This window comes from Enterobacter sp. BIDMC 26 (assembly GCF_000534435.1).
GTDB lineage: Bacteria > Pseudomonadota > Gammaproteobacteria > Enterobacterales > Enterobacteriaceae > Enterobacter > Enterobacter ludwigii.
This window is the reverse complement of sequence record NZ_KI973182.1, coordinates 4621961-4648250: the sequence shown is the minus strand read 5'-3', so window position 1 is coordinate 4648250 and position 26290 is coordinate 4621961. Positions and strand designations below refer to the sequence as shown.

Genomic DNA, 26290 nt, shown 5'->3' with positions numbered 1-26290 from the left:
CTAAACTCCACTAATTATTTTAATTACTGATTTATAGATCTTTAGGACGACATTCTTCTCTTGTTGCGATATATATTTATAGTTGTATCTATCACACATTATTGACTCCTTTGACCAACCCATTAGATAATTCCTTAAATCTTTCCTTCTACTATATTCTAATTCAGCACCTTCTATTCCTTTAGAATACATATAATTCCAAGAGTGCCTTAACCTATGGCCTGAAAGATTATATAGCTCTGGACTTGCTCGTTTCAGTGTTGATATCACCTTCTCATAAGCTGAAATGCTTAAGGGTTCTCCTGCGTTTTTTCCGGTGCAATGAGCCACCAATAAGAAATTATGCTTTTTCCTTTTTGTCATTTTTTCTCTGCTATTGCTTATGTAATCAAAAATTTCACAGGCTAACTCATCAGATAACGGAATAACCCTTTCTCCAGTCTTTACTAATGGTTGATAAGATCTTCCATCTTCTTTTGAATCATGTCTTCTGACTACACTCAAAGTGTTGTCTCTGAGATCAAAATCATCTATTTTAAGATTGAGCAACTCTCCAGCCCTTAAACCTAAATTTAAGAGCAAGGTAAATATTAGTCTGTTCCTGACCTGTACTTCCTTATGGAAAGGGTTTTCAATCCCGCCAATTTCCAATAGACGGAAAAGCACTTTGATCTCTTCTTCATTTAACGATTTTTCAGATATTTCATTCATATTCAATGAACTGTTTCTTGGAATATGTGCTCTGATACTTTCAATAAATACGTCTACTTCATACTTTGCATGAATCCCCTTTGACGAATGAACTAATCCACATAACCACTTAAGGTAGCGTGAAAAAACGTGTATTCTATAACTAAAGGTTCTCTTCGCAATAAACCTATTACTTGCTGATTTTATATTTATAATTTTTTGTCTGTCGAATCTTTGTTTCGCATATCTTACCAGATCATCTATTTCTGCAACGCTGAGATACTTTTTAAGCTCAATTCTATCAACTATATTAATTTTCCTACTATCTAAGAAATTACTAAAAATTAGTAAGTTAGTTGCAACTATTTCCATAGTTGAGGCGGTTGCGCCTCTATTTCTTATGTCTGTAGTAAGAAATAGATTTTGATAGTAAGCTGGTAAATTACTATTTTTATCAAGGATCAGGCATCCTCGCTCCCCATTACTCATGATGAATTTCTTTACTTTATATCCCATTTTGACCTCATTCTTTACAAATTAATATCACTCTCACTTATTAAATATATTCCAATTCAAAATAATTCAAATTTTTTACAATGACTTTAGTTTATTTGGTATATATATTAATGGCTTGGAAAAATTTATTTGACGTCAAATAAACAGGTACGGCTAGTAAAAGGTATCCATACCCGATATTAAGAAAACCATCTCTAAGTCTTATAGCAAAAGCTCTGCCAGAAAAAAGGTAAAGAATTACGTCAAATATATTCTTTTTTTCAGATGCAAACTTTACAAAGCCTCGTTGTTTTCAAACCCAATACGTAAACTCACAACATCTGTAAATTTCTTTTTCTTAATGCATTATCAAAAGTTAAAAATCGATGAAGCAGCATTTTTGTTAAGCGACATGCTTTCTTGAATTTTCGATAATTAATTGAATCCATTCATCGATTTCGCTTTCGACAAAAGCGGTAGCACGAACACCGATCTTTACTGGCTGTGGAAACCTATTTTGGCTGATAAGACGATAGATCCACGCTTTACCAAATCCAGTTTTCTTCATGACTTCTGGTAAACGGATGAGACGAGCTTGATTTTCCATATGTATGTCCTCTGTTGTTTCTACAGGGATACAGTACAAATGAATTTCGAATGGATGAAGCGAGATTACGAACACCAGAGCCATCCCTGGTTCGAAACTATGAGTTTCTGGAGATTCATATCACTCAGAATCTGAGAGTTTCATAACATCCGAAACCCTCACATCAATAGGCTACAGGTAGAAAACAGTTCTTTCATTCACCTAAATTTTAACAAGATCGAAAACCTTTACTCACTAGATTTGAGCTTAGAGAAGATAACTATCTGTTCAATTGCGTATTAAGACAGCCTCTAATTATGTTTTTTCTTCAATAAGGAGTTAGATTGAAAAATCTATTTTTATAATAAAAACCTTCTTAATTCTATTGCATAATAGTTTTGACATGTTATTTTATTATAACAATAATTATTAAGGACCCAAAAATGATTGATATAAAAGGGAACATAGACCACGTTAGAGTGTATTATTATAGTAATGAACATCTTTTCAGAAGTGAATTAATCAAACTTGGTAGTTATGAATTCTATGATAAATACCTATGTAATCTAACGCCAAGAGAATATCTTGATTTCTTACAACTTCTATTTGATGATATAATTGAACGAACAACGATAATACCAGATGAAATAACCTCTTTAATTAGTTATATGCTCGGCAAAGAAATATTAACAAAACAGGAAGATAATTCATTTGCTATATCTGAAAATATATTCACAGAGAACTATCAAGATCTGACAAAAAAATCCATTACATTAAATAACATACACACTGCTAAAAGAGAAAAAAATATAATCGAATCCAAAATTCATAACAAAAAAGCTCTAAACAAAACTAAAAAGAGGCTATAGAATAGCCTCTTTACTGTCAGATTTTTCCTGATATTACATCAATTATGTGCTGTATGTGGTGTCTAATCTGGTATTCTTTATTTTTCCCCAAACCGGGAAACGTTCTGCTTTTATAATGCTCGTTATATTTTTCTAATGCTTTATTAGAGCCGTACTCTGTGGCCCTTGTTCTAACTTCCTTTTCAATTTTATCTGTCATTTGTAAGAATTTTGACGCTACGTCGCCAATGTCTCTATCAGTGTCATTCGAAACAAAATGTTCTATCCATATATCACCGCTTGCAGGATGTTTATAAATTAAATGAGATGCAACGGCACCAGCCTTGCCACCACCAATCTCAAGTTTTTTCCCGACTATAGTGAAATCACCGATACCTAATACTGTTTTACCAATTTTTTTATGTTTATCCGTGAAAACTTCTTGACCAGAGTAATCTGCATTCTTATCTAATTTGACGAAGTTATCTTTCACTTCAATAAGTTTATTTTTAGGGATTTCATTAAATTGAAAATCGGTAACATTACCATCAATAGTGATATGAAATTCAATAAATTTTAATTTTGTTAAATTGGAAAATTCCACATCGCTAATACTTGGCTTGTTGTATATTAAAGCAACATTTGAACCTTCAAATGCTTTTAAGAAACCATTAAGGGTTTCAATTGCTACACTTGAGTCAACTATAAGGGTGGGGATAAGCGTTTTACATTTATCTAAATTATTTTTAATCGTTGCTACAAATTTTCTTCGAGCCTCTATATCTTTACTAAACTCATGTTGTTTTGGATTGATGACTAACATGACCCTCTTGTTTTTCTCTGAAAGTATCTCTAAACAACGTATAAGTTTATCGGTTTTGGTTAGCACAGGTTCAATTATCGGTATAAACAACTCAGCATTAGTACAACTTGCTGCCAATTCTCTTAGCGCTAACAGCTCAGAACCACGACCATATAGATATGGACTATACATATGACTCCCTCCAGAGAGAACAATGATCACATAAAGTTAAGCATCTCTACACTATCCCCAAAACCGTGAGGATCTTTTTACGTTGAACACTTGATAAAGCAGATGACATTCCCAACACACGAAGGCAACTAGGAAGGCAATTAACAAAGCTTACAATATCATCACTTGTCGTTCTGCCTCTCATTGCATTAATGTAAATATTGTGAGCTAAATCCTGAGGAATTTTTTTAAATATATCCTCGCAGAATGCATAAATAAGCCCGTTGGGTAAATTGATCTTCTCGCCAATGAATTTTTCTATTGCTGGAAGGTATTCACTTCTTTTCAGCATACGAAAAATATATAATATATCAACATTAGCTAAGTTTGACTCAGCATTTTTAACTATCTTAAGGCTACCTCTATTATTTAATGCAATAACACCAACTTTATCTGGAACAATCTCAGCATATTTTTCAGATAAATTTGGATGAGTAACCACATAAACTTTATCGAATGCTTTTAAATAATCTGGGGTTTGAGTTTGCAATCTACGCGGGGTGTCATATTCCGTTTTAATTTCATACGCTGTAGATGTTCCGTTAAAAATTGCAATATCAACAATAGACTTTCCGACATGAAGCTCACTTAATAATGATGAGGTCCGGGGACTATGCCTCCCAAAAACTATTCGATTTGCTACTTCTGTTTTGTAAACATACTCATTTCTATAATTCCTGGATAACTCTTTATAACATTCACTAAAAAATGTATGTAATGGTTGCCCATCCTGCTTCATTTCATCAGAGAAAGACACAAAATCCAAGACATTAGACGGTTCTCTTCCCTTGGCTAAAGCCTCGAAAACTGGGCGGCTGAACACCCTTGAAAAAACTCTTATATTATCGATACTTAGCGCCATTGGATAATCCATCATAATATTCACTGTTATATAATAGCACAATCATACCGTGAAAAAAATTGTCATATCTCGCATAATCGTTACTGCATTTCAAATGCATTAAAATAGTCTATTTCCAGTAAAATATTTCTTAAAATATATTTATCAACCATTACAACATAATCAATCGGTGTCTGTAATTTTCATTACATCATAAACGCTCATCTCTTTAATATGTCTGTTTTTATTTATAAAAAAGTAGAATTGGCGTAAAAAATCATTTTCTACTACTTTCATAGCTAAAGGTCGGTCTGCATCTCTAATATGATACCCTTGTCTAATTACCTTATCGTCATCTTCATCTCTATAAATCAATCGTGATATTCTATCATCTGACAGAAGCACTTTTTTTCTTTCTGACCAAGCAAGTAAATCAAGCATTGGTATTATTCTATAGCTCATTAACTTTTTTATTGTCCCATAACCAAATCTTACTGCATCAAGCGGTGCAGGTTTTACACCCTTAACTTTTCGCCATTGTGGTAATGATATTCGCAGTGCCTCTGCTATCTCATCATCATTTCCAGCCGCAAGATCGATTTCTAACATAATTGTAGTAGGAAACTGTTCAGGGATTTTTTCGGATATGTATTCGTTCTCAATAGTGGAATCAATCTTATATTGTTCTGAATTGGCTCTTATGAATAAAGCCTTTTTCATACAAGCAAAACTGATATTAGCTATTCGATCTACCGTGGTTATAAAAAAGTATGGCGGTTGATAAAGTTTATTTTCAGCATCCATATAATTCAAGTCTTTCTCTTTGATGAGAAAAGGATTACCTTCTAATATCTGCATATAATTTTTCAATACTGTTTTATGCATTCCTTCTTCTATTACTGGTTTGAAAAAATAGGTTCTCGCCCATATTTCATGGTAAAGCATATTAATAGAAATGTTTTCAAACTCTCGATATTTGTCCAAATCAAACCACGTTTTCACTGCTTTGGTGTCTTCTGATGTCCAACTATTCATTTTTACCCAAGATTTCATTAATGCCACTCCGTTGTAAAAAGTTTTACTTCGTAATAGCACATAAATCGCAAATAAAAAAATGGCGTCTCAATTGGTTATTGAATACGCCATTTTACTTATAAAAATCAGTTAGTTATTAAAATCGAAAGGTGCAATTCTTCTCTTAGTTGTTTCATCAAGATAATCAGCCCACCACTGCAACATCAACCTACGCTCGTCCAAATGCTCAGCTTTATGAATGTATGCGGCACGAACGGAGTTCCGCTCCTGATGGCTCATCTGCCTCTCAACAGCATCTCTCGACCACTTTCCTGACTCGATCAAAGCACTACAAGCCATCGCTCTAAAACCATGCCCACATACCTCAACGGTTGTGTCATAACCCATCGACCTGAGCGCCTTGTTCACTGTGTTTTCGCTCATAGGTTTTCTGAAATCATGATCGCCAATGAATACAAGATCGCATTCACCGCTGATTTCTCTGATTGCTTTTAGAAGTTCTAAGGCCTGACGACTTAACGGCACAAGGTGTGGGGTCTTCATTTTTGAGCCTCGATGGGAATGTTTGACTCCTGGCAATGGCTCGCGTTCTCCAGGGATAGTCCACATCGCATTTTCAAAGTCGATCTCCGACCATCTTGCGAATCGGAGTTCACTGGAACGGATAAAAATGAGCAATGTCAGCTTTACGGCTAACTTCGTGAGTTTCCTACCTTTGAAGTTATCAATTCGTTCTAAGAGTTCTGAAAATCGTTCGAATGGCAAAGCTGGCCTGTGGATTCTTTTGGCTACAGCAATAGCTCCTGCCATCTCCTGAGCAGGGTTGTAATCTATCAGCCCGTTCTGGACAGCATATCGCATTACTGCCGTCGTTCTTTGCTGTAGTCGGGAAGCAACTTCCAGTCGCCCGGAAGCTTCAACAGCCTTGATAGGGGCAAGAAGATCTCTGGTATTAAGCTCGGATATTTTTCTTTTACCAATAGTAGTAAAGAGACCATCTTCCATGCTTTTTAGAACTCTCTCGCTGTGGGAATCAGACCATTTCCTTTTACAGGCAGTATGCCAGTCCCTTGCGACAGCCTCGAATGTCAAGGCTTCGCTTTGCTCAATCTTATCTGCTTTTTTCTTCTCAGAAGGATCGATACCATCAGATACCAACTTTTTGGCTTCATCTCGCTTCCTGCGGGCTTCACCAAGAGAGACCACTGGATAAACACCCAATGCTAAAACTTTCTGTTTGCCCCCGAAACGGTATTGGAGTCGCCAGTATTTTGAACCATTGGGGTTGATCAGCAGGTGCATACCCTGCCCATCTGTGAGTTTGAAAGGTTTGTCGGAGGGCTTGGTAGTCCTAACTTTGATATCAGTGAGTGCCATCAGTTGATACCTCCGCTGTTGGTATCAAAATCAATCGAACCGAAGATACCACCAGTTATACCATCATTCGTTGGTATATGTGGATAGAAGTAAGTAGACGTGGACAGACTAAGAAAAGCCAAAACTCTGCTTAACTTACTGTTTTTATGGACTAAAGTAGACGTTAGTAGACTTGAAAAAAACTTTGTATGGTGCCGAAGGCCGGACTCGAACCGGCACGTATTTCTACGGTTGATTTTGAATCAACTGCGTCTACCGATTTCGCCACTTCGGCACTGAAGGGGATGCGGAAACGTTGTGGATTATACCTGTCGCGCGCCGCCATGCAAGCGGCGACGCGCTAAAGCTACGCTAAGTGCCCAAAAAACCAGCGCCCTGTCATTCTACCTCGGAAACCGCCAGCCGAATCACGCCTGCCGCCTTCTGCTCTGGCAGCGCCAGCACCTTCGCCCACATCTCCTGCACCATGTCGCAGGAGAGCTTCTCTTTGCCCACCGCCTTCTCCGGCATCTGCAGCAGCTGGATGTCCTCGCCGTACTTGTCGGCCAGCGTTTTCATAATCGGGCGGACATCCGTCACCGCGGCTTCGCGTTCTTCCGGGGTCACGGTGTGGCGATTTTTGCCGTAGGCCGCGCGCATCATGTCGGCGTCGGCCTGCATGCGCCGCGTCATCAGGTCTTTATCCAGCATGCGCATCGGGTTGACGCCCCCTTTTACCGCCGGGTAGAGGAAGCGGAAACAGGCGTCGTCGCTCACCTTCTGAATGGCGGCGGTCTGCTCCATGTTGATCGTCATATAGTTCACCACGTTAGCGTCCGGCGCGTTTTGCAGGCGCGACATCTGCAGATGCAGGATCTGCGGCTGGATGGTGTCGATAATCTTCTGCTCCGGCTCGCCGGCTTTTTGCAGGGCCGCCATCTGGTCAAGAATGCGCTGATGAAGCACAGGCTCCTGCTCTTTAATCACCTGCCAGGCGGGCATTGCGTTGAGGGTGGCATCAAGCTGTTGTTCGGGGGGGTGCTGGCGTTGTTTGTCGAAATAGACCCAGAACGCCACGACGGCGGCCAGGAGAGTCACCACGACTATACGGATCCACGTTTTATTCATCTCGCATCCTTTTCTTTTCGCTATGCCGGTTTACACCGGCACGCCGCTGTGAAAGCGAAACTCATTGTCCGGTGTCGAGATAAGTGTGGCTTCAATTTCGCCAAAAAGCTGTATGCGCGGTGAGATATCGTCGTCGCTCACCTGTTGGGCAAGCGTCAGGTAGTCCTGATAGTGGCGCGCTTCCGAGCGCAGCAGCGACAGATAGAACTTCTGCAGGTCGTCGTCGAGGAACGGGGCCAGCGCGGCGAAACGCTCGCAGGAGCGGGCTTCGATGTAGGCACCGCAGATGAGCTTGTCGATAAGCGTCAGCGGTTCGTGCGTGCGCACCGCTTTCAGCATCCCTTTGGCGTAGCGGCTGGCGGTGATTTTGACGTACGGAATGTCGCGCGCCAGCATCGCCTCGCGCACCTGCCAGAAGTGGTGCAGCTCTTCTTTGATCAGCAGCACCATGCTGTCGATAAGCGCCTGGCCCCACGGATCGTCGGTTTTGGGCATGACGCTTTTGCCAATCTGCTTGTGCAGGGCCACAAAATCCGGTTCCGGGCCTTCGCGGAAGGTGAACGCTTCGTAGGGTCTGAGCCAGTCGAGCAGCGCGTCGGCACCGCTTTCATCGGCGACGTATTTGCGCACCAGCAGCAGCGCGGTCTGGGCGGCCTTGAGCTCGCACACCATGTGGTCGGTGAGCAGCAGCGGCAGGTTCGCCGGGTCGCGGGCGTGATCAATCCATGCTGGTGGGGTCGGGCACTGGAGGAAGGTAAGAACGGGGGCGAGTATCTGCGGGTAATCCATGGTTCTGCCTTGAAAAAGCGGTGGCGCGCGCCACCGCCTGAAACGCTTAGTGACGCACGCCGTCGTCGTCTTCGTCGATGAAATCTTCGTCGTCGCCTTCTTCGCCGTCTTCACCGTTCGGATCTTCGAAGTAGGTTCCCCAGCCGTCGTATTCCACTTCAAACTTCTCGGCCAGGTTCATCAGCTGTTCAACCTGAGCGTCGATCAGTTCTGCTTTCAGCGCGCCTTCGCTCAGAATATCGCAGCAGATGACGGTGTCGCCCTCTTCCACTTCCAGCTCTTCCGGCTCGGTCACTTCGTAACCCAGTTTGAAAGCTTCTACCGCCAGTTTTTCCAGCGCGTCGAAATCGTCAGCAGAGAAATGGTGCTCGATGGTGTACAGCGCGTCCGGATCGCTACCGTCTTCCAGCAGTTCTTCGATAATCAGGCGCGTCTCTTCGCGTTGCTCTTCCAGGTGTTCCGGGTTTGCCATGGCTCATTCCTCTTTAAAGTGCGGCAGATACTTCTATTTTCACACACGGACGGGTTTGCCTCCACCTTTGTTGGAAAGATTTGTGAAACGGGGTTGCAAATGAATAATTAGACATATAAAGTGAATTTTAATTCAATAAGTGGCGTTTGCCATGTGAGGATAAAATGTCTGATCTGTACAAGAAACACTTTCTGAAATTGCTCGATTTTACCCCTGCACAGCTCAATTCCCTGCTGACCCTTGCCGCTCAGCTTAAAGCCGATAAAAAAAAGGGTAAGGAAGTACAAAAGCTTACTGGCAAAAACATCGCGCTCATCTTCGAAAAAGACTCAACCCGTACACGATGCTCTTTCGAAGTTGCCGCATTTGACCAGGGCGCGCGCGTCACGTATTTAGGGCCGAGCGGCAGCCAGATTGGGCATAAAGAATCAATTAAGGACACCGCGCGGGTACTCGGGCGGATGTACGATGGCATTCAGTATCGCGGTCACGGCCAAGACGTGGTCGAAACGCTGGCGCAGTATGCGGGCGTGCCGGTGTGGAACGGGCTGACCAACGAGTTCCACCCAACGCAATTGCTGGCGGACCTGCTGACCATGCAGGAGCACCTGCCGGGCAAAGCGTTTAACGAGATGACGCTGGTTTATGCGGGCGATGCGCGTAACAACATGGGTAACTCAATGCTGGAAGCGGCAGCGTTAACCGGGCTGGATCTGCGTCTGGTGGCACCGAAAGCCTGCTGGCCGGAAGAGCGCCTGGTGGCGGAGTGCAGCGCGCTGGCGGAGAAGAATGGCGGGAAGATCACCCTGACGGAAGAGGTAGCGGCCGGCGTGAAAGGGGCGGACTTCATCTATACCGATGTGTGGGTGTCGATGGGCGAGGCCAAAGAGAAGTGGGCCGAGCGGATTGCCCTGCTGCGCGGGTATCAGGTGAACGCGCAGATGATGGCGCTGACCGGTAACCCGGACGTGAAGTTCCTGCACTGTCTGCCGGCGTTCCATGACGACCAGACCACGCTGGGTAAGCAGATGGCAAAAGAGTTCGATCTGCACGGCGGGATGGAAGTGACGGACGAGGTGTTTGAATCGGCGGCGAGCATTGTGTTTGACCAGGCGGAAAACCGGATGCATACCATTAAGGCGGTGATGGTGGCGACGCTTGGGGAGTGATCCTCTGCGGTCTTGTGCCCTCACCCCGGCCCTCTTCCACCGGGAGAGGGCGTAAACCGGCGCCACTTCATTGATTTTTCCGCCTGAAAAAGGTACGTTTTCGCCTTAATTCCTGCGTGGACATACCAGCATTATGCCGATTATTCAGTCTGTTGAACGTGCGTTGCAGATCCTCGACCTGTTTAACGAGCAGGCCACCGAGCTTAAGATCACCGACATCAGCAAACTGATGGGGCTGAGCAAAAGTACCCTCCACTCGCTGCTGAAAACCCTGCAGCTTCACGGCTATATCGATCAGAACCCGGAAAACGGTAAATATCGCCTCGGCATGAAGCTGGTTGAGCGCGGTCATTTTGTGGTGGGCTCAATCGATATTCGTCAAAAGGCGAAAGGCTGGCTGACGGAGCTGTCGCAGCGTACCGGGCAGACCACCCATCTGGGGATCCTGGACGGCCGTGAAGGCGTTTATATCGAGAAGATTGAAGGCAAGCTGGCGGCTATCGCCTATTCACGCATTGGTCGTCGGCTGCCGGTTCACGCCACCGCCATCGGCAAGGTGTTGATTGCCTGGCTTGGCGAGGCCGAGCTGAACGCCCTGCTTGAGGGCTATCAGTACACCACCTATACCCCTTCCACCCTTGCCTCCCGCGACGCGTTGCTGGAGGCCCTCGCCAAGACCCGCGAGCAGGGTTACGCCTTCGACCGCGAAGAGAACGAGCAGGGCGTGCGCTGCGTGGCGGTACCGGTGTGGAACCATGAATCCCGCGTGATTGCTGCCCTGAGTCTGTCGACGCTGACGTCGCGGGTGGATGACGCCGAACTGGCCAGCTTCCGCGAGCAGCTTCAGCAGGCCGGGCTCCAGCTCTCACGCGCGCTGGGTTACCCGGCCTGAGCCGCTATTTCGTGAGCGGTTCGTAGGTGAAGTAATCAAAGTCAGCGTGGCAGCCGTCACCGCTGATGTCTTCGCAGTGCAGGCCGACAAACGCGCCGGTAAAGAAGCCGCGGCCGCCGATGTAGTCATCCGACAGTTTCCACGCTTCATACGTCACCGGCACGGTGTGCCACGTCTCACCGTCAAACGAGTAGCTGTAACGGTAAACCAGGGTGTCGACGTCAACCCGTAACCAGATGCTCTCTGCGCTGTCCGGTACCGGGATCGGCTGTTCATGCAGCGGCCACGACGGCACGTTGTGGTCAAGCTGGATCACTTTGATCGTTCTGCCCTGCCCCTCCTCGTAGTCCACAAAGCAGTAGCTCCAGTTTTTACTGTTGTAGTAGCAGGTCAGCCCGGCGCTCTGCTGGAAGTGAACCGGCGAGAACTGCATGCGCGTCTCTGCCCGGAAGGCGAAGTGCTGCCAGCGGCGTGCCACGGTCGACTGGGTAAAGGTCGAGTTAAGCGAGTCGTTGCCGTAAAGCCGCAAATACCCCGGGCGCACGCTGAGCGAGCCGAGGGTGTCGTCGAACGGAATGCGCAGGGTCTGCAGCTCCGGGTCAAGCGTGCTGCCGTCGAAATCCTCACGCCAGCTGTCCCGGGAGGCGGCGGGCTGCTCCGCTATCTGCGGGCCGGGGACGTTCAGCTGCGCGTGTTTGCCTCCGTCAACGTACGGCCAGCCGTCGCGCCATTCGATGCGCGCAATGCCAGTCTCGCGTCCCAGCGGGCAGTAGCCGCGCCCGCCCGAGGCCAGCAGCGGTATGCCCGGCAGGCGCAGCGGTCGGCTGGTGAGGTAGGCCATATACCACTCCCCGGTGTGGGTCTGCAGCAGCGAGCCGTGGCCGCTCTTCTGCAGCGGGTTCTCCGGCAGATGCCAGCTGGTCATCATCGTCACGTCCGGATGCAGCTCGTACGGCCCGTCGAGCGTTTTTGAGCGCAGCACCACCACCGCGTGTTCATAGCTGGTGCCGCCTTCGGCGACCATCAGGTAGTACCAGCCCTCTTTACGATAAAGGTGCGCCCCTTCGGTGTAGCAGAGCGGCGTGCCGGTAAACAGGGTTTTGCGCTCGGGCGAAAGGGTGCCGGTCTGCGGGTCAAACTCCTGCATCACGATGGTGTTATGCGGATTGCTGTGATGGCGCGGCCCCCACGGGCGGTAGAGATAGTATTTGCGGCCATCGTCGTCATGGAACAGCGACGGGTCAAACCCTCCGTTGCCCATCGGGATCGGTTCGCTCCACGGCCCCTCGATGGAGGGCGCAGTGACGAGGAAGTTACGGCCATTTTTCCACGGCGAATCGACAATTTTCACGTCGGTGTACAGCAGCCAGAATTGGCCATCGGCGTAGCTCAGGCACGGCGCCCAGATGCCGCCGGAGTCCGGGTTGCCCTTCATGTCCAGCATCGACACCCTGTCCAGCGGCGTGCTGACCAGCGACCAGTTCTTCATGTCGCGGGAGTGGTAGATGCGCACGCCCGGAAACCATTCAAACGTCGAGGTGGCGATGTAGTAATCCTCCCCCTGACGGCACAGGGACGGGTCCGGGTTAAAGCCGGTGAGGATCGGGTTTGTTATCGTTGTCATGTTGCCTCCTGTTAATGGGATGCGGCTGTCGCAGCGTCGGGCACGGCGTCACCCTGCGTTGCACGGTGCTTAATCAGCTGCTGGCTGATGGCCGCCACGCGGGCGTCGGTGAGTTTGTAGAACGACAGCATGATGAACATGCCCACGTAGAGCACCACCGGCACCACGCAGAACAGAATTTTAATGGTGGTCAGCACTTCGACCGGCTGCACGCTGCTGCTGGCGGAGTAGTTCACATACGCCAGGATCCAGCCCACCACCGCGCCGCCAATCGCCAGACCGATCTTCAGGCTGAACAGGTAGGTGGAGAACACCAGCCCGTCGAGACGGCGACCGCTGCGGCTCTCCTCGTAATCCACCACGTCAGAGGCCATCAGCCACTGCAGAGGCGTGGTGGTGTTAAAGACGAACAGGAACAGAATATTAAGGGCGAAAATCAGGGCGATATGTTCGGCTGGGATGAAGAAAATCAGCAGGCTGATCAGGGAGTAGGCCACGATAATCCACTTGAAGGCGGTCACCCGGTCAAAGCGCCCCAGCAGGCGGGATGAGCAGAGCGAACCAAACATGGTGGCGAGGCTGCCGTAAAGCAGAAACTGCGTCGCCATCTCCGGGTGATCCATGACGTATTTCACGAAGTAGAGCGTCGCCCCGCCGCGGACCACGTTGGAGCAGGTCGCCATCATCTTGAACGCACACATAATGCGCCACTGGGTATTGCCGAACAGAAGCTTGAGGTCTTTCGACACCGACGACCCCGGCTGCACCTCAAAGGTGTAGCGCTCTTTGGTGGTGAAGAAGCAGACGTAGAGCAGCACCACGCCGCTCAGCCCCAGCACGCACATGGCGCCGAAATAGCCGACCTGCTCATCGCCTTTACCAATGATGCTCACCAGCGGCAGCGCAATGCCACTGATGGCCAGCGATCCCGCCGCCGCGAGGAAAAAGCGCCAGGACTGCAGCGCGTGGCGCTCTTTCGGGTCAGCGGTGATGACGCCCGGCATGGCGCAGTAAGGGACGTTAACGAAGGTGTAGACCAGGGTCAGCAGAATGTAGGTTATGCAGGCATAGATGATTTTACCCTGCGCGGAGAAGTCCGGCGTGTAGAAGGTCAGCACGCAGACAATCCCAAACGGGATAGCGCCCCACAGCAGGAACGGGCGGAACTGGCCGTGACGCGTGCGGGTGCGGTCAACCAGCAGCCCCATCAGCGGATCGGTGACGGCATCCAGCACGCGGGAAACTAAAAACAGCGTCCCCATAATGCCCGCCGACAGGCCAAACACGTCGGTATAGAAATAGGCCAGCAGGAACATGGTGGCCTGCCAGACAAAGCCGCAGGCGGTGTCACCCAGCCCGTAGCCAATTTTATCTTTCATGGTTAATTGCATCATTACCCCCAACGGCAGTACGTGGAACAGTGCAAACGCCAGGGTCCTGATTCAGGCAAATAAATGCCCGGTGCATCATCAGGAATACACCCTTATTTCGTGTGCTGAATTCACAACATCGTGTTAATAGAGTGTAATTAAGTGTTCAATTAACCGACAATGGTCATATCTTATTTCTGAATTATGATATTTTGCTTTTGTGACGCCACTCGACATCCTCATATCATTTAAAGACTTTGTTTTTCATGTAATTAGATTGTTTACGCAATAATAAAAAACAGACATGCAAAAGCCGTCCACGGAATATTTTCCGTAGACGACAAGAGCCAGAAATATAATTAAAGACCGAGCGCTTTTTTACCGGCGTTAATTACCTCGATGATTTTATCGGTGTCATAAATACACCCTTTCCAGGTGCCGCCGCTCACCGACTGCAGGGCCGCCCACAGGCGGGTATCGTCCGGCAAAAATGCGTGGGCGTGCAGGTCAGGATGCACCGGACGCGACGCCAGCACGCGCGCCCCCTCTTCCGGCGTCAGCGGCTGTTCCGCCGTGCCGATAAAGTTAACGCTGCCCGTTAAGGACAGGCGGTCGACGCTGATCTCAATGATATCGTTGTCGCGCAGCTTGCCGATGGGGCCACCAGCCAGCGCTTCCGGCGACACATGGCCGAAGCACGCCCCGGTTGATACCCCCGAGAAGCGCGCATCGGTGATCAGCGATACCGTCTTGCCCCACGAGATATGTTTCAGCGCAGAGGTTAGCTGGTAGGTCTCTTCCATGCCGGTGCCGGACGGGCCTCCGCCAATCACCACCATAATATCGCCCTGCTGGATCGCTTCCTGCTTGATGGCCTTAATAGCCTGCGCTTCAGAGACAAACACCCGCACCCGTCCGGTATGGCGGTAAACGCCATCGTCATCCACAACAGACGGGTCGATGGCCGTGGCTTTGATCACCGACCCTTCGGGCGCGATATTGCCGGTCGGGAAGCAGACCGTCGAGGTCAGGCCTTTCGCGTGGGCGCGTTCAGGCGGCAGGATCACGTCATCCGGGTCGACGCCGTCCTGCTCGCGCAGGCACTGACGAAAACGCGCCCGACGCGCTGAGTTTTCCCACCAGTCGAGGTTCTCCCCGACCGTCTGGCCGGTAACGGTCATGGCATCTTCATGCAGCAGCCCCAGCTTGCGCAGATGGAGCATAACCTCCGGCACGCCGCCCGCCAGGAAAGCACGCACCGTCGGGTGGTAGTCCGGGCCGTTTGGCAGCACGCTCACCAGACGCGGAACCTTACGGTTGATGCGCGTCCAGTGCGCCACATCCGGAATGGTGCAGCCCGCCGCATGGGCAATCGCCGGGATGTGCAGCAGCAGGTTGGTGGAGCCGCCAAACGCCGCGTGAAGCACCATGGCGTTTTCAATGGCTTTGTCGGTCAGGATATCGCGGGTCGTGATCCCACGGTTATCCAGCTCGCTCACCGCCCGCGCAGACTGACGGGCAATCTCCAGCCACACGGCCTGCCCGGACGGGGCGAGCGCGGAGTGCGGCAGCGCCAGACCCAGCGCTTCGGCCACCACCTGTGACGTTCCCGCGGTGCCGAGAAACTGACAGCCGCCGCCGGGTGATGCGCAGGCGCGGCACCCCAGCTCGGCGGCCTCCTGCAGCGACAGCTCATGGTTAGCGAAACGCGCACCAATGGTCTGCACTTTTCCGGCGTCTTCCCCCACGGTCGGCGGCAGCGTCGCCCCACCCGGCACCAGAATGGTCGGCAGATCATGCATGGAGGCCAGCGCAATCATGGTCGCGGGCAGCCCTTTATCGCAGGTTGCCACGCCGATCACCGCGCGCCGCGTCGGCAGGGAGCGGATCAGACGACGAAACACGATCGCCGCGTCATTACGGTACGGCAGGGAGTCGAACATGCCGTGGGTGCCCTGAGAACGTCCGTCGCACGGATCGCTGACGAAGGCCGCAAACGGGATCCCACCATTACGGGTGATCTCCTTCGCCGCCGCCTGCATCTGCATGCCAATCTCCCAGTGCCCGGTGTGGTAGCCCAGCGCCACAGGTCGCCCGTCCCCGGCGCGAATGCCGCCCTGCGTACCGATAATCAGCACCTCTTTGCCGGTCAGCTTGTTGGCGTCCCAGCCCATACCGGCGTTTTGCGTCATGCCAAACAGGTTACCGCTGGGGGATTCCATCAGCATTTGCGGCGTCAGCGGCAGTGCCCCCTGCGGCCCGGCCGCATGGGTGATGACGGCATAAAACGCATCGTCCTGTGGGGTAAAAATTTTCTCAATGGTCATCGTCGTCTTCCGGCTCAGCAGAGCTTGAGCTGTTGCAACAGGGTTTTCAGCTGCGCCTTACGCGGTTCATCCAGTGGCGACGCGGGCGGCAGCACGTATGTGGAGATCGGGCGGCCGCACAGCACAATCGCCTCTTTAATGACGTTCACAAACGGCGTATCAAGCTGATACATCTGCGGTATTTGCAGCAGGATCTGGTGGTATTCGGCCGCCTTCGCCACCTCCTGGTCACGCCAGGCCTTCAGCAGATTCACCGACACCTGCGGAGCAAAATTACCGCTGGCCGAGATCGCGCCATCGCCCCCCAGCAGCAGCGTATTAAACAGATGATCGTCATAGCCGCACAGCACCGTGAAGTGCGGATGGGCAGATTTGACGGTGTGGATCATGCTGCGCAGATGGGCGACGGAATCGATCGTGTCTTTGATGCCGACAATATTGCTCCGCGAGTCGGCCAGGGTTTTGACCAGCGCCGGAGTCAGATCCTGCCCGGTCAGCGCCGGGAAGTTATACAGCATTACCGGCAGCGTGACGCTGTCTGCCACCTGTTCGAAATAGCGGATCAGATTCGATTCAGACACTTTCCAGTAGTACGGGTTGATCACCACGATCCCGTCGGCGCCGGCCTGCTGCGCATGCTGGCTCAGTTCAAGGGTTTCCCGGGCGTTGGTGCCACCGGTGCCGATCAGCACCGGCACCCGGCGATCGACATGATCGATAGCAAACCGGGCAATGGTTTTACGCTCTTCGGCGTTTAGCTGGGAGAACTCGCCGCCGCTGCCCAAAAAGAACAGGCCATCGACCCCTGCGGCGATCAGGTCGTCGATCAACGCGGCAGTGCCGTGTTTATCAAGCTGTCCATCGGCGGTAAAGATGGTGGAGACAGGGGGAATGATTCCCGTGAACAACGCGGTCTGCGGCATGAGATCTCCTTGCTGAATTATTTTGTTCTACATTATAGAACGGCGTTCATTAATTTAACGATCATACTATGACGCAGAAAAAGCGCAGGTAAATGGGAGGCGATGAGGGAGTGCGGAAAATATAAGCTGGATCACATAATGACGGGCTGCGGCCTGATGCTTTCACCCTCTCCCACCGGAAGAGGGAATGTTTCACCCTTCTCTTACGCTAACAGGGCTTACCCCACCAGCATTTTCACTACCACTTTACGCACCTTCGCAGGCGCGCCCACCGCGCACAGCGGCTTGTGCACTTCACCCGGATAGAACACCACAAAATCACCTTCACTTAACACCACCGTTTTTTCCTGCCCGCCCTCGGGCAAAAACGCGATGTCTTTATCCGCCAGCCAGTCGGTGTCCGGCGTACCGTGCGGCAGGGTACTGAAGGTCATCCCCTCCTGGCCTTTCATGATTATCTGAATATCCAGGTAGCGGGCGTGATACTCAGCGCGGCGCTCGGCAAATGGCTGGGTCATATCTTCAGACACCAGATAAAACAGGCTGTTGCCGTCGATGTCGTGTTTGCCGCAGGGGGTAGCATCGGTAACGTGCGCCTTGACGTACTCGATAGCCTGACGCAGTTCTTCAGGTAGCCAGGACTGCAGATGATGGATGTTGCCAGCGATCATAAATAAATCCTCAATATAAAACAGCGTTTCATTTTAATCTTTTATACGAGAATTCAGACTGTCCTACCACCGCTTTTTCGATGAGTTTTGCGCGAGCGCATGTTTATCGGGAAATGTGTTACTCCACTGTTAATCGCTCACAGGCATTTATGCAGTCTTTATGCATAACCTCAGCTCTCCGCTTTCAGGCCGTGATGCTAACTTACTGATCGTATACGCTTCATAGCAAAACTCTCTGTGACTTCACACTTTATCATTTTGGTAATTTGCTATTAAATCCCATAATTATTTAATGATTTTTCTTAAGCCAAAAATAGTTAATGGATAATAGTGCATAGTCATTCTGCGCGCCGTTTAATTATCATTAAAATCAATACCATAACTAAATATGTCAAAACATTAAATTCTACAAAATAATAACAACTCCAAATAATGCCAACGGATCCTGCTTAGCTATTCACCCGCAAATATAATCAAATTAATCATTACCTGATACGAATCATGCAAATGAAAACAAACTCCTTAATAGCCATTTTCACGTGAGCGATGTCACAATATTCATTATTTAAGCGCCTACTATAAATCTCGAAATCAATTGAGCTTAGCCGCCATGTAAATAAAGACATCACATGGCGCATGCCCTTTTTATTCTGAAAAACAGTTAAAGGAATAATTATGGAAAAGCATTACGTCGGTTCTGAAATTGGTCAATTGCGTAGCGTTATGCTGCACCGCCCAAATTTAAGTCTGAAACGTTTAACGCCATCGAACTGCCAGGAGCTGCTATTCGATGATGTGCTCTCGGTTGAGCGGGCGGGTGAAGAGCATGACATCTTCGCTAACACCCTGCGCGAACAGGGTGTGGAAGTCCTGCTGCTGACCGACCTTCTCACGCAAACGCTTGATATTGCGGAGGCCAAAACCTGGCTGCTGGAGACGCAAATCTCTGACTATCGCCTCGGGCCAACCTTTGCCGGCGACGTACGCGGCTGGCTGGCAGATATGCCACACCGCGAACTGGCACGCAGATTAAGCGGCGGATTAACCTACGGTGAAATTCCGGCGGCCTTTAAAAATATGGTGGTGGATACCCACACGGCAAATGATTTTATTATGAAGCCACTGCCTAATCATTTATTTACCCGCGATACCTCGTGCTGGATTTATAACGGCGTGTCAATTAACCCGATGGCCAAAGCGGCCCGCCAGCGTGAAACCAATAATCTCCGGGCCATATATCGCTGGCACCCTGCATTTGCCGATGGCGATTTTATTAAGTATTTCGGCGATGAAAACATTAATTACGACCACGCCACGTTAGAGGGCGGCGACGTATTAGTCATTGGCCGCGGCGCAGTGTTAATCGGCATGTCTGAACGCACCACGCCGCAGGGCGTTGAGTTCCTCGCCAATAGCCTGTTCAAACACCGCCAGGCCGAGCGCGTCATCGCTGTGGAACTGCCAAAACACCGCTCCTGCATGCACCTCGATACCGTCATGACCCACATCGACGTGGACACCTTCTCCGTCTACCCGGAAGTGGTGCGCAAAGACGCTCAGTGCTGGACGCTCACTCCGGACGGCCGCGGTGGCCTGCTGCGCACCCAGGAAACGGATCTGCTGCACGCCATTGAAAAAGCGCTCGGCATTAATCAGGTACGCCTGATCACCACCGGCGGCGACGCCTTTGAAGCCGAACGCGAACAGTGGAATGACGCGAATAACGTGCTGACCATCCGCCCGGGCGTGGTGATTGGCTACGAACGTAACGTCTGGACCAACGAGAAATATGACAAAGCGGGTATCACCGTGCTGCCTATCCCGGGTGACGAACTGGGACGCGGCCGCGGCGGCGCGCGCTGCATGAGCTGCCCACTGGAACGCGACGGAATTTAAAGGAGCCATCATGGAACGAAAACCCACTCTGGTAGTGGCGCTTGGCGGTAACGCATTGCTGAAACGCGGCGAGCCGCTGGAAGCGGAGATCCAGCGCCAGAACATCGAGCTAGCGGCCCGCACCATCGCCGGGCTGACGGAACAGTGGCGCGTGGTACTGGTTCACGGCAACGGGCCGCAGGTTGGGCTGCTGGCGCTGCAAAACAGCGCGTACGACAAAGTCACCCCCTACCCGCTGGACATCCTCGGCGCCGAAAGTCAGGGAATGATCGGCTACATGCTCCAGCAGGCGCTGAAAAACAACCTGCCCCAGCGTGAGGTGAGCGTCCTGCTCACCCAGGTGGAAGTGGACGCCGCCGATCCGGCATTTACTAACCCGACCAAATACATCGGCCCGGTCTACAGCGAAGCCCAGGCAAAAACGCTGCAGGCGGAGAAAGGCTGGGTGTTCAAGGCCGACGGCAGCTATTTCCGCCGGGTGGTTCCCTCTCCACAGCCGAAACGCATCGTTGAGAGCGACGCCATCACGGCACTGATACAGCGCGATCACCTGGTGATCTGCAACGGCGGCGGCGGCGTGCCGGTGGTGGAAAACGCCAATGGGTATCACGGCATTGAAGCGGTGATCGACAAAGACCTCTCTGCCGCCCTGCTGGCGCGCCAGATTGAAGCCGATGCCCTGCTGATCCTGACCGATGCCGACGCGGTGTACCTCGACTGGGGCAAACCAACCCAGCGTCCGCTGGCACAGGTCACGCCGGAACTGCTCAGGGGCATGCAGTTTGACGCCGGTTCGATGGGGCCGAAAGTGGCCGCCTGCCGCGAGTTTGTCGAGGCCTGCAACGGCATCGCCGGGATCGGCGCGCTGGCCGACGGGGCAGACATTCTGGCGGGCGAGAAAGGCACGTTGATTCGCCACTGAACCGTATTTTCCCCTCACCTTCCCTCTCTCCCTGTGGGCGAGGGTCGGGGTGAGGGCACCAGACAACACCATTTTAAAAGGGACGACCCAATGACCATCAATCTGAAAAACCGTAACTTCCTCAAACTGCTGGACTACACCCCGGCAGAAATCCAGTACCTGATCGACCTGGCCATCGAACTCAAAGCCGCCAAAAAAGCCGGACGTGAAAAACAAACCCTGGTCGGGAAAAACATCGCCCTGATTTTTGAAAAAACGTCCACGCGCACCCGCTGCGCCTTTGAAGTCGGTGCCTTCGACCAGGGCGCACAGGTGACCTACCTCGGCCCAAGCGGCTCGCAGATTGGCCACAAGGAGTCGATGAAAGACACCGCCCGCGTGCTGGGGCGGATGTACGACGGCATCGAGTATCGCGGCTACGGCCAGGCCATTGTGGAAGAGCTGGGCGAGTATGCGGGCGTGCCGGTGTGGAACGGCCTGACCGACGAGTTTCACCCCACGCAGATCCTCGCCGACCTGATGACCATGCTGGAGCATGCTCCGGGCAAAACCCTGCCGGACCTGAGCTTTGCCTACCTTGGCGACGCGCGGAACAACATGGGCAACTCCCTGATGGTCGGTGCCGCCAAAATGGGGATGGATATCCGCCTCGTCGCACCGAAATCGTTCTGGCCGGAAGCCGGGCTGGTTGAGCAGTGCCGCGCCATCGCCAAAGAGACCGGCGCACGCATCACGCTCACCGACGACGTGGAGGAAGGCGTACACGGTGCCGATTTCCTCTACACCGACGTGTGGGTCTCGATGGGCGAGCCGAAAGAGGCCTGGGCCGAGCGCGTCAGCCTGATGAAGCCTTACCAGATTAACGCCCAGGTGATGAAAGCCACCGGCAACCCGAACGTCAAGTTCATGCACTGCCTGCCGGCGTTCCACAACGAACACACCAAAGTCGGCCGTGAAATCGAGATGGCCTACGGTCTGAAAGGGCTGGAGGTGACGGAAGAGGTCTTCGAATCACCGAACTCAATCGTCTTTGACGAAGCAGAGAACCGCATGCACACCATTAAAGCGGTCATGGTGGCGACACTCGGCGACTAATCACCGCCCGGCGCGCCACGGGGTGCGCCGGGTACAGGAGAACATCATGGGCAAGTTCAAGTTTCCCTCCGCTTACACCATTCTCTTTTTTCTGATTGCCGTTGTGGCGGCACTGAGCTGGGTCGTGCCTGCCGGTCAGTATCAGATGGCAATGAATGAAACCCTCGGTAAAGAAGTGCCGATTGCCGGAACGTACGCGCACGTGGCGGCGCATCCGCAGGGGCTGGTTTCCGTACTGATGGCCCCCATTGCCGGGCTGTACGATCCCGTTTCCGGCCAGGCCGGGGCGATCGACGTCGCGCTGTTTATCCTGATCATCGGGGGATTTCTCGGGATCGTCACCAAAACCGGGGCAATCGACGCCGGGATCGAACGCGTAACCACCCGCCTTCGCGGACGTGAAGAGTGGATGATCCCGATCCTGATGGCGCTGTTCGCGGCTGGCGGCACCATTTACGGCATGGCCGAAGAGTCCCTGCCCTTTTATACCCTGCTGGTCCCGGTGATGCTGGCCGCCCGTTTCGATCCGGTTGTCGCCGCATCCACCGTGCTGCTCGGGGCGGGGATCGGCACGCTCGGCTCCACCATCAACCCGTTTGCCACGGTGATCGCCGCTAACGCCGCCGGGATCCCGTTCACCAACGGTATCGCCCTGCGCGTGGCGCTGCTGGTGATCGGCTGGATCATTTGCGCGGCATGGGTGATGCGCTATGCCCGTAAAGTGCGTCTGGATCCGTCATGCTCCATCGTCGCAGACAAGCAGGAAGAGAACCTCGCCCACTTCCTCGGCAATAAAGGCGAGCAGTCGCTGGAATTTACCCCGGTGCGCAAAATCATTCTGCTGATCTTCGCCCTCGCCTTCGCGGTGATGATCTACGGCGTAGCGGTGCTGGGCTGGTGGATGGCGGAGATCTCGGCGGTATTTTTGGCCAGCGCCATTATCGTCGGGCTGATTGCCCGCATGAGCGAAGAGGAGCTGACCTCGACGTTTATCAACGGCGCGCGAGATTTGCTGGGCGTCGCGCTGATTATCGGCATTGCGCGCGGTATCGTAGTCATTATGGATAAGGGCATGATTACCCACACCATTTTGCACAGCGCGGAAGGGCTGGTCAGCGGGTTGTCCACGGTGGCGTTTATCAACGTGATGTACTGGCTTGAGGTCGTGCTGTCGTTTCTTGTGCCTTCTTCGTCCGGCCTGGCCGTTCTGACGATGCCGATCATGGCACCCCTTGCTGATTTCGCTAACGTCAACCGCGACCTGGTGGTTACGGCTTACCAGTCGGCCTCCGGCATCGTTAACCTGGTCACGCCGACCTCAGCGGTTGTGATGGGCGGTCTGGCGATTGCCCGTGTGCCTTACGTGCGTTACCTGAAATGGGTTGCGCCGCTGCTGGCGATCCTGACGGTGGTGATTATGGTGGCGTTAAGCCTGGGTGCCTTGTTGTAATTTGCCGGCTGGCACTGCGCCTGTCCGGCCTACGGACCGGTGCGGTGCCACCGGTTATGTCGGGAACTGATATGGGAAATATGATGGATTACGAAGACTGCTCTCCCAGAGAACAACTGCAGCTAACGGTGTGCCAGCAGCTGATCGCCGAAAAGAGTTATCTCTCCCAGGAAGAAATCCGCCGCGATTTGCAGGAGAGAGGGTTTGACAGCATCAGCCAGTCGACCGTTTCGCGTCTGCTGAAATTGCTCGGTGTCATAAAAATTCGAAATGCCAAAGGGCTAAAGATTTATTCGTTGAATCCTCAGTTGCGCCCTGCCCCCGATGCCGCGCGTACCGTTTCCGAAATGGTGGTGAGCGTGGAGCATAATAGCGAATTTATCCTTGTTCATACCGTGGCCGGATATGGCCGTGCGGTGGCGCGAATTCTGGATTATCACCAGTTACCGGAAATTTTAGGTGTGGTTGCCGGAAGCAGTATCGTCTGGGTCGCTCCTCGGGTGGTGAAGCGTACTGCGCTGGTGCATAAACAAATTAATTATTTACTCAGAACGAATTAATATTCATAAAGAACCGTTTGCATTGAGTAAAGTGTGCATTAAACCCCTTGATCCGAAAATCGAGCTGCGTATAATGCCCGACAATTTGCCGGGAGGAAGCATGGTCAAGCGTGTACGACATAACGTCTTACCGCGTCTGAAATCAGACGCTGGCCTGCCGTTTTTCTTCCCGTTGCACAATCTATTCCCAGAGCCCCTCATTTGAGGGGCTTTTTTTTGCCCGGCGTCAGGAGATAAACATGAATCCGCTTTATCAAAAACACATCATTTCCATAAACGACCTCAGCCGCGAAGAGCTGGAACTGGTTCTGGAAACCGCGGCAAAACTGAAGGCAAATCCGCAACCGGAACTGCTGAAGCACAAGGTGATTGCGAGCTGCTTCTTCGAAGCGTCGACCCGCACCCGCCTCTCCTTCGAAACCTCCATGCACCGCCTCGGCGCGAGCGTGGTGGGTTTTTCAGACAGCAGCAACACCTCGCTGGGTAAAAAAGGCGAAACGCTGGCGGATACCATTTCAGTTATCAGTACCTACGTTGATGCGATTGTGATGCGCCACCCGCAGGAAGGCGCGGCGCGTCTGGCGACCGAATTTTCCGGCGGTATTCCGGTGCTGAACGCCGGAGACGGGGCCAACCAGCATCCGACACAGACCCTGCTTGATCTGTTCACCATTCAGGAAACGCAGGGCCGTCTGGAAAACCTGAACATCGCCATGGTGGGTGACCTGAAATATGGCCGTACCGTTCACTCGCTGACCCAGGCGCTGGCGAAATTTAACGGCAACCACTTCTTCTTCATCGCGCCGGACGCGCTGGCAATGCCGCAGTACATCCTCGACATGCTGGACGAAAAAGGGATCCCGTGGAGTCTGCATGCCAGCATCGAAGAGGTGATGGGCAACGTCGATATTCTGTATATGACCCGCGTGCAGAAAGAGCGTCTGGATCCGTCTGAATACGCCAACGTGAAGGCACAGTTTGTGCTGCGCGCCAGCGACCTCGACGGCGCACGCGAGAATATGAAGGTGCTGCACCCGCTGCCGCGTATCGATGAGATCACCACCGACGTGGATAAAACGCCGCACGCCTGGTACTTCCAGCAGGCCGGAAACGGCATCTTCGCCCGCCAGGCGTTACTGGCACTGGTTCTGAATCGCGAATTGGCTCTGTAAGGGGAAATGACAATGACACACGATAACAAACTCCAGGTTGAAGCCATCAAACGTGGCACCGTGATTGACCACATCCCTGCCCAGATCGGCTTTAAGCTGCTGACGCTGTTCAAGCTGACCGAAACCGACCAGCGCATCACCATCGGCCTGAACCTGCCGTCGGGTGAAATGGGCCGCAAAGACCTGATCAAGATTGAAAACACCTTCCTGACCGACGAGCAGGTTAACCAGCTCTCTCTGTACGCGCCGGATGCCACCGTGAACCGCATCGACGAGTACGAAGTGGTCGGTAAATCCCGTCCTAATCTGCCGGATCGCATTGAAAATGTGCTGGTCTGCCCGAACAGCAACTGCATCAGTCATGCTGAGCCGGTTTCGTCCAGTTTTGCAGTGAAAAAACGTGCCGATGACATCGCACTCAAATGCAAATACTGCGAAAAAGAGTTTTCTCATTATGTGGTGCTGGCCAACTAATTGAGGTTGGTAAAGGATCCCGGCCTCCCTATAATGGCCGGGAACATTTAATCACTGTTATTCTGGAGAAATCATGACCAAAGTACTCGCGACGGAAAATGCACCAGCGGCTATCGGCCCATACGTTCAGGGCGTTGATCTGGGTAGCATGATTATTACCTCTGGCCAGATCCCGGTGAACCCAAAAACGGGTGAAGTGCCAGAAGACGTGGCGGCGCAGGCGCGTCAGTCGCTGGAAAACGTACAGGCTATCGTGGAGTCTGCGGGTCTGAAAGTGGGCGACATCGTGAAAACCACTGTATTCGTGAAAGATCTGAACGATTTCGCGACCGTTAACGCCACGTACGAAGCGTTCTTCACTGAGCACAACGCCACTTTCCCTGCACGCTCCTGTGTGGAAGTTGCGCGTCTGCCTAAAGACGTGAAAATTGAAATCGAAGCGATCGCTGTACGTCGCTAAGTTTCAGTCAGG

Annotated in this window: 27 protein-coding genes, 1 tRNA gene and 1 pseudogene; 13 read left to right on the top strand and 16 right to left on the bottom strand. The window is 51.5% G+C overall.

What is annotated here, in order from left to right; genetic code table 11:
• Window positions 1-1206 carry a site-specific integrase gene (locus L462_RS01840; RefSeq protein WP_032679534.1) on the bottom strand — a complete coding sequence of 402 codons (1206 nt, stop codon included), beginning with the start codon at window positions 1204-1206 and terminating at the stop codon, window positions 1-3.
• A 382-nt stretch (window positions 1207-1588) separates the two neighbouring features.
• Window positions 1589-1792: a helix-turn-helix transcriptional regulator gene (locus tag L462_RS01845; protein ID WP_016190490.1), complete on the bottom strand. Its 204-nt coding sequence runs from the start codon at window positions 1790-1792 to the stop codon at window positions 1589-1591.
• 422 nt (window positions 1793-2214) lie between these two features.
• Here L462_RS01845 and L462_RS01850 point away from each other — a divergent pair, with 422 nt between their 5' ends.
• Complete coding sequence (locus L462_RS01850) at window positions 2215-2640, top strand: hypothetical protein (RefSeq protein WP_029497377.1); 426 nt, start codon at window positions 2215-2217, stop codon at window positions 2638-2640.
• Window positions 2641-2656: 16 nt separating this feature from the next.
• Here L462_RS01850 and L462_RS01855 read toward each other — a convergent pair whose 3' ends face one another.
• From L462_RS01855 to rraB, 8 genes are all read right to left on the bottom strand, one after another.
• Complete coding sequence (locus L462_RS01855; RefSeq protein ID WP_032679533.1) at window positions 2657-3613, bottom strand: sce7725 family protein; 957 nt, start codon at window positions 3611-3613, stop codon at window positions 2657-2659.
• Between the two features lie 46 nt (window positions 3614-3659).
• Entirely contained in the window at window positions 3660-4514 is an 855-nt protein-coding gene (locus L462_RS01860; RefSeq protein WP_032679532.1) for a sce7726 family protein, read from the bottom strand.
• Window positions 4515-4676: 162 nt separating this feature from the next.
• Window positions 4677-5546 carry a DUF6387 family protein gene (locus tag L462_RS01865; RefSeq protein WP_032679531.1) on the bottom strand — a complete coding sequence of 290 codons (870 nt, stop codon included), beginning with the start codon at window positions 5544-5546 and terminating at the stop codon, window positions 4677-4679.
• Between the two features lie 111 nt (window positions 5547-5657).
• Window positions 5658-6905 (bottom strand): tyrosine-type recombinase/integrase, encoded by a 1248-nt coding sequence (locus L462_RS01870; RefSeq protein ID WP_023302402.1) that lies wholly within the window; start codon window positions 6903-6905, stop codon window positions 5658-5660.
• Window positions 6906-7094: 189 nt separating this feature from the next.
• Window positions 7095-7179, bottom strand: a tRNA-Leu gene (locus L462_RS01875).
• Window positions 7180-7283: 104 nt separating this feature from the next.
• Window positions 7284-8012 carry a hypothetical protein gene (locus L462_RS01880; protein WP_032679530.1) on the bottom strand — a complete coding sequence of 243 codons (729 nt, stop codon included), beginning with the start codon at window positions 8010-8012 and terminating at the stop codon, window positions 7284-7286.
• Between the two features lie 30 nt (window positions 8013-8042).
• Window positions 8043-8801, bottom strand: coding sequence for a tRNA isopentenyl-2-thiomethyl-A-37 hydroxylase MiaE (gene miaE / locus L462_RS01885; protein ID WP_032679529.1), 759 nt, complete (start codon window positions 8799-8801; stop codon window positions 8043-8045).
• Between the two features lie 46 nt (window positions 8802-8847).
• The gene (rraB, locus tag L462_RS01890; protein WP_014168417.1) at window positions 8848-9273 is read right to left on the bottom strand and encodes a ribonuclease E inhibitor RraB; all 426 of its coding nucleotides are present in this window, start codon (window positions 9271-9273) and stop codon (window positions 8848-8850) included.
• Between the two features lie 120 nt (window positions 9274-9393).
• On the opposite strand from rraB, the gene L462_RS25425 reads away from it, so the two are divergent.
• The 3 genes from L462_RS25425 to xynR all read left to right on the top strand — a co-directional run bounded on the left by L462_RS25425 (window position 9394) and on the right by xynR (window position 11334).
• Window positions 9394-9468, top strand: coding sequence for a putative translational regulatory protein ArgL (locus L462_RS25425; RefSeq protein ID WP_223399268.1), 75 nt, complete (start codon window positions 9394-9396; stop codon window positions 9466-9468).
• Window positions 9438-10442 carry an ornithine carbamoyltransferase gene (gene argF, locus L462_RS01895; protein ID WP_032679528.1) on the top strand — a complete coding sequence of 335 codons (1005 nt, stop codon included), beginning with the start codon at window positions 9438-9440 and terminating at the stop codon, window positions 10440-10442. The genes L462_RS25425 and argF (L462_RS01895) overlap by 31 nt, the downstream gene beginning before the upstream one ends.
• Window positions 10443-10575: 133 nt before the next feature.
• The gene (xynR, locus tag L462_RS01900) at window positions 10576-11334 is read left to right on the top strand and encodes a DNA-binding transcriptional repressor XynR (protein WP_025205733.1); all 759 of its coding nucleotides are present in this window, start codon (window positions 10576-10578) and stop codon (window positions 11332-11334) included.
• A 4-nt stretch (window positions 11335-11338) separates the two neighbouring features.
• On the opposite strand, the gene L462_RS01905 is transcribed toward xynR, so the two are convergent.
• From L462_RS01905 to L462_RS01925, 5 genes are all read right to left on the bottom strand, one after another.
• A complete protein-coding gene (locus L462_RS01905) occupies window positions 11339-12958 on the bottom strand; it encodes a glycoside hydrolase family 43 protein (RefSeq protein ID WP_032679527.1) in 1620 nt (539 codons plus the stop codon).
• Window positions 12959-12969: 11 nt separating this feature from the next.
• Window positions 12970-14352, bottom strand: coding sequence for an MFS transporter (locus L462_RS01910; RefSeq protein ID WP_072126504.1), 1383 nt, complete (start codon window positions 14350-14352; stop codon window positions 12970-12972).
• 335 nt (window positions 14353-14687) lie between these two features.
• Complete coding sequence (gene yagF, locus L462_RS01915) at window positions 14688-16655, bottom strand: xylonate dehydratase YagF (protein ID WP_025205737.1); 1968 nt, start codon at window positions 16653-16655, stop codon at window positions 14688-14690.
• A gap of 14 nt (window positions 16656-16669) precedes the next feature.
• Window positions 16670-17578: a 2-keto-3-deoxygluconate aldolase gene (gene yagE / locus L462_RS01920; RefSeq protein ID WP_032679526.1), complete on the bottom strand. Its 909-nt coding sequence runs from the start codon at window positions 17576-17578 to the stop codon at window positions 16670-16672.
• Window positions 17579-17796: 218 nt separating this feature from the next.
• Window positions 17797-18249: a YhcH/YjgK/YiaL family protein gene (locus L462_RS01925; protein ID WP_014168409.1), complete on the bottom strand. Its 453-nt coding sequence runs from the start codon at window positions 18247-18249 to the stop codon at window positions 17797-17799.
• A gap of 675 nt (window positions 18250-18924) precedes the next feature.
• On the opposite strand from L462_RS01925, the gene arcA reads away from it, so the two are divergent.
• From arcA to L462_RS01950, 5 genes are all read left to right on the top strand, one after another.
• On the top strand, window positions 18925-20145 hold the full coding sequence (arcA, locus tag L462_RS01930; RefSeq protein WP_020885388.1) for an arginine deiminase: 1221 nt from the start codon (window positions 18925-18927) through the stop codon (window positions 20143-20145).
• Between the two features lie 10 nt (window positions 20146-20155).
• On the top strand, window positions 20156-21067 hold the full coding sequence (gene arcC / locus L462_RS01935) for a carbamate kinase (RefSeq protein WP_014168407.1): 912 nt from the start codon (window positions 20156-20158) through the stop codon (window positions 21065-21067).
• A 90-nt stretch (window positions 21068-21157) separates the two neighbouring features.
• On the top strand, window positions 21158-22162 hold the full coding sequence (gene argF, locus L462_RS01940) for an ornithine carbamoyltransferase (RefSeq protein WP_020885389.1): 1005 nt from the start codon (window positions 21158-21160) through the stop codon (window positions 22160-22162).
• A gap of 46 nt (window positions 22163-22208) precedes the next feature.
• Entirely contained in the window at window positions 22209-23612 is a 1404-nt protein-coding gene (locus tag L462_RS01945) for a YfcC family protein (protein WP_032679525.1), read from the top strand.
• Window positions 23613-23692: 80 nt separating this feature from the next.
• On the top strand, window positions 23693-24172 hold the full coding sequence (locus tag L462_RS01950) for an arginine repressor (protein WP_025205741.1): 480 nt from the start codon (window positions 23693-23695) through the stop codon (window positions 24170-24172).
• Between the two features lie 3 nt (window positions 24173-24175).
• Here L462_RS01950 and L462_RS25815 read toward each other — a convergent pair.
• Window positions 24176-24293, bottom strand: a pseudogene (locus L462_RS25815) (hypothetical protein).
• Between L462_RS25815 and L462_RS24775 the strand changes: the two are divergent.
• From L462_RS24775 to ridA, 4 genes are all read left to right on the top strand, one after another.
• Window positions 24273-24377, top strand: coding sequence for a pyrBI operon leader peptide (locus L462_RS24775; protein WP_168769597.1), 105 nt, complete (start codon window positions 24273-24275; stop codon window positions 24375-24377). The pseudogene L462_RS25815 and the gene L462_RS24775 sit on opposite strands and share 21 nt — an antisense overlap.
• 34 nt (window positions 24378-24411) lie before the next feature.
• A complete protein-coding gene (gene pyrB / locus L462_RS01955) occupies window positions 24412-25344 on the top strand; it encodes an aspartate carbamoyltransferase (RefSeq protein ID WP_014168402.1) in 933 nt (310 codons plus the stop codon).
• Between the two features lie 12 nt (window positions 25345-25356).
• Complete coding sequence (gene pyrI, locus L462_RS01960) at window positions 25357-25818, top strand: aspartate carbamoyltransferase regulatory subunit (RefSeq protein ID WP_025205744.1); 462 nt, start codon at window positions 25357-25359, stop codon at window positions 25816-25818.
• Between the two features lie 73 nt (window positions 25819-25891).
• Window positions 25892-26278 carry a 2-iminobutanoate/2-iminopropanoate deaminase gene (gene ridA, locus L462_RS01965; RefSeq protein WP_014168399.1) on the top strand — a complete coding sequence of 129 codons (387 nt, stop codon included), beginning with the start codon at window positions 25892-25894 and terminating at the stop codon, window positions 26276-26278.
• Window positions 26279-26290 lie beyond the last annotated feature (12 nt).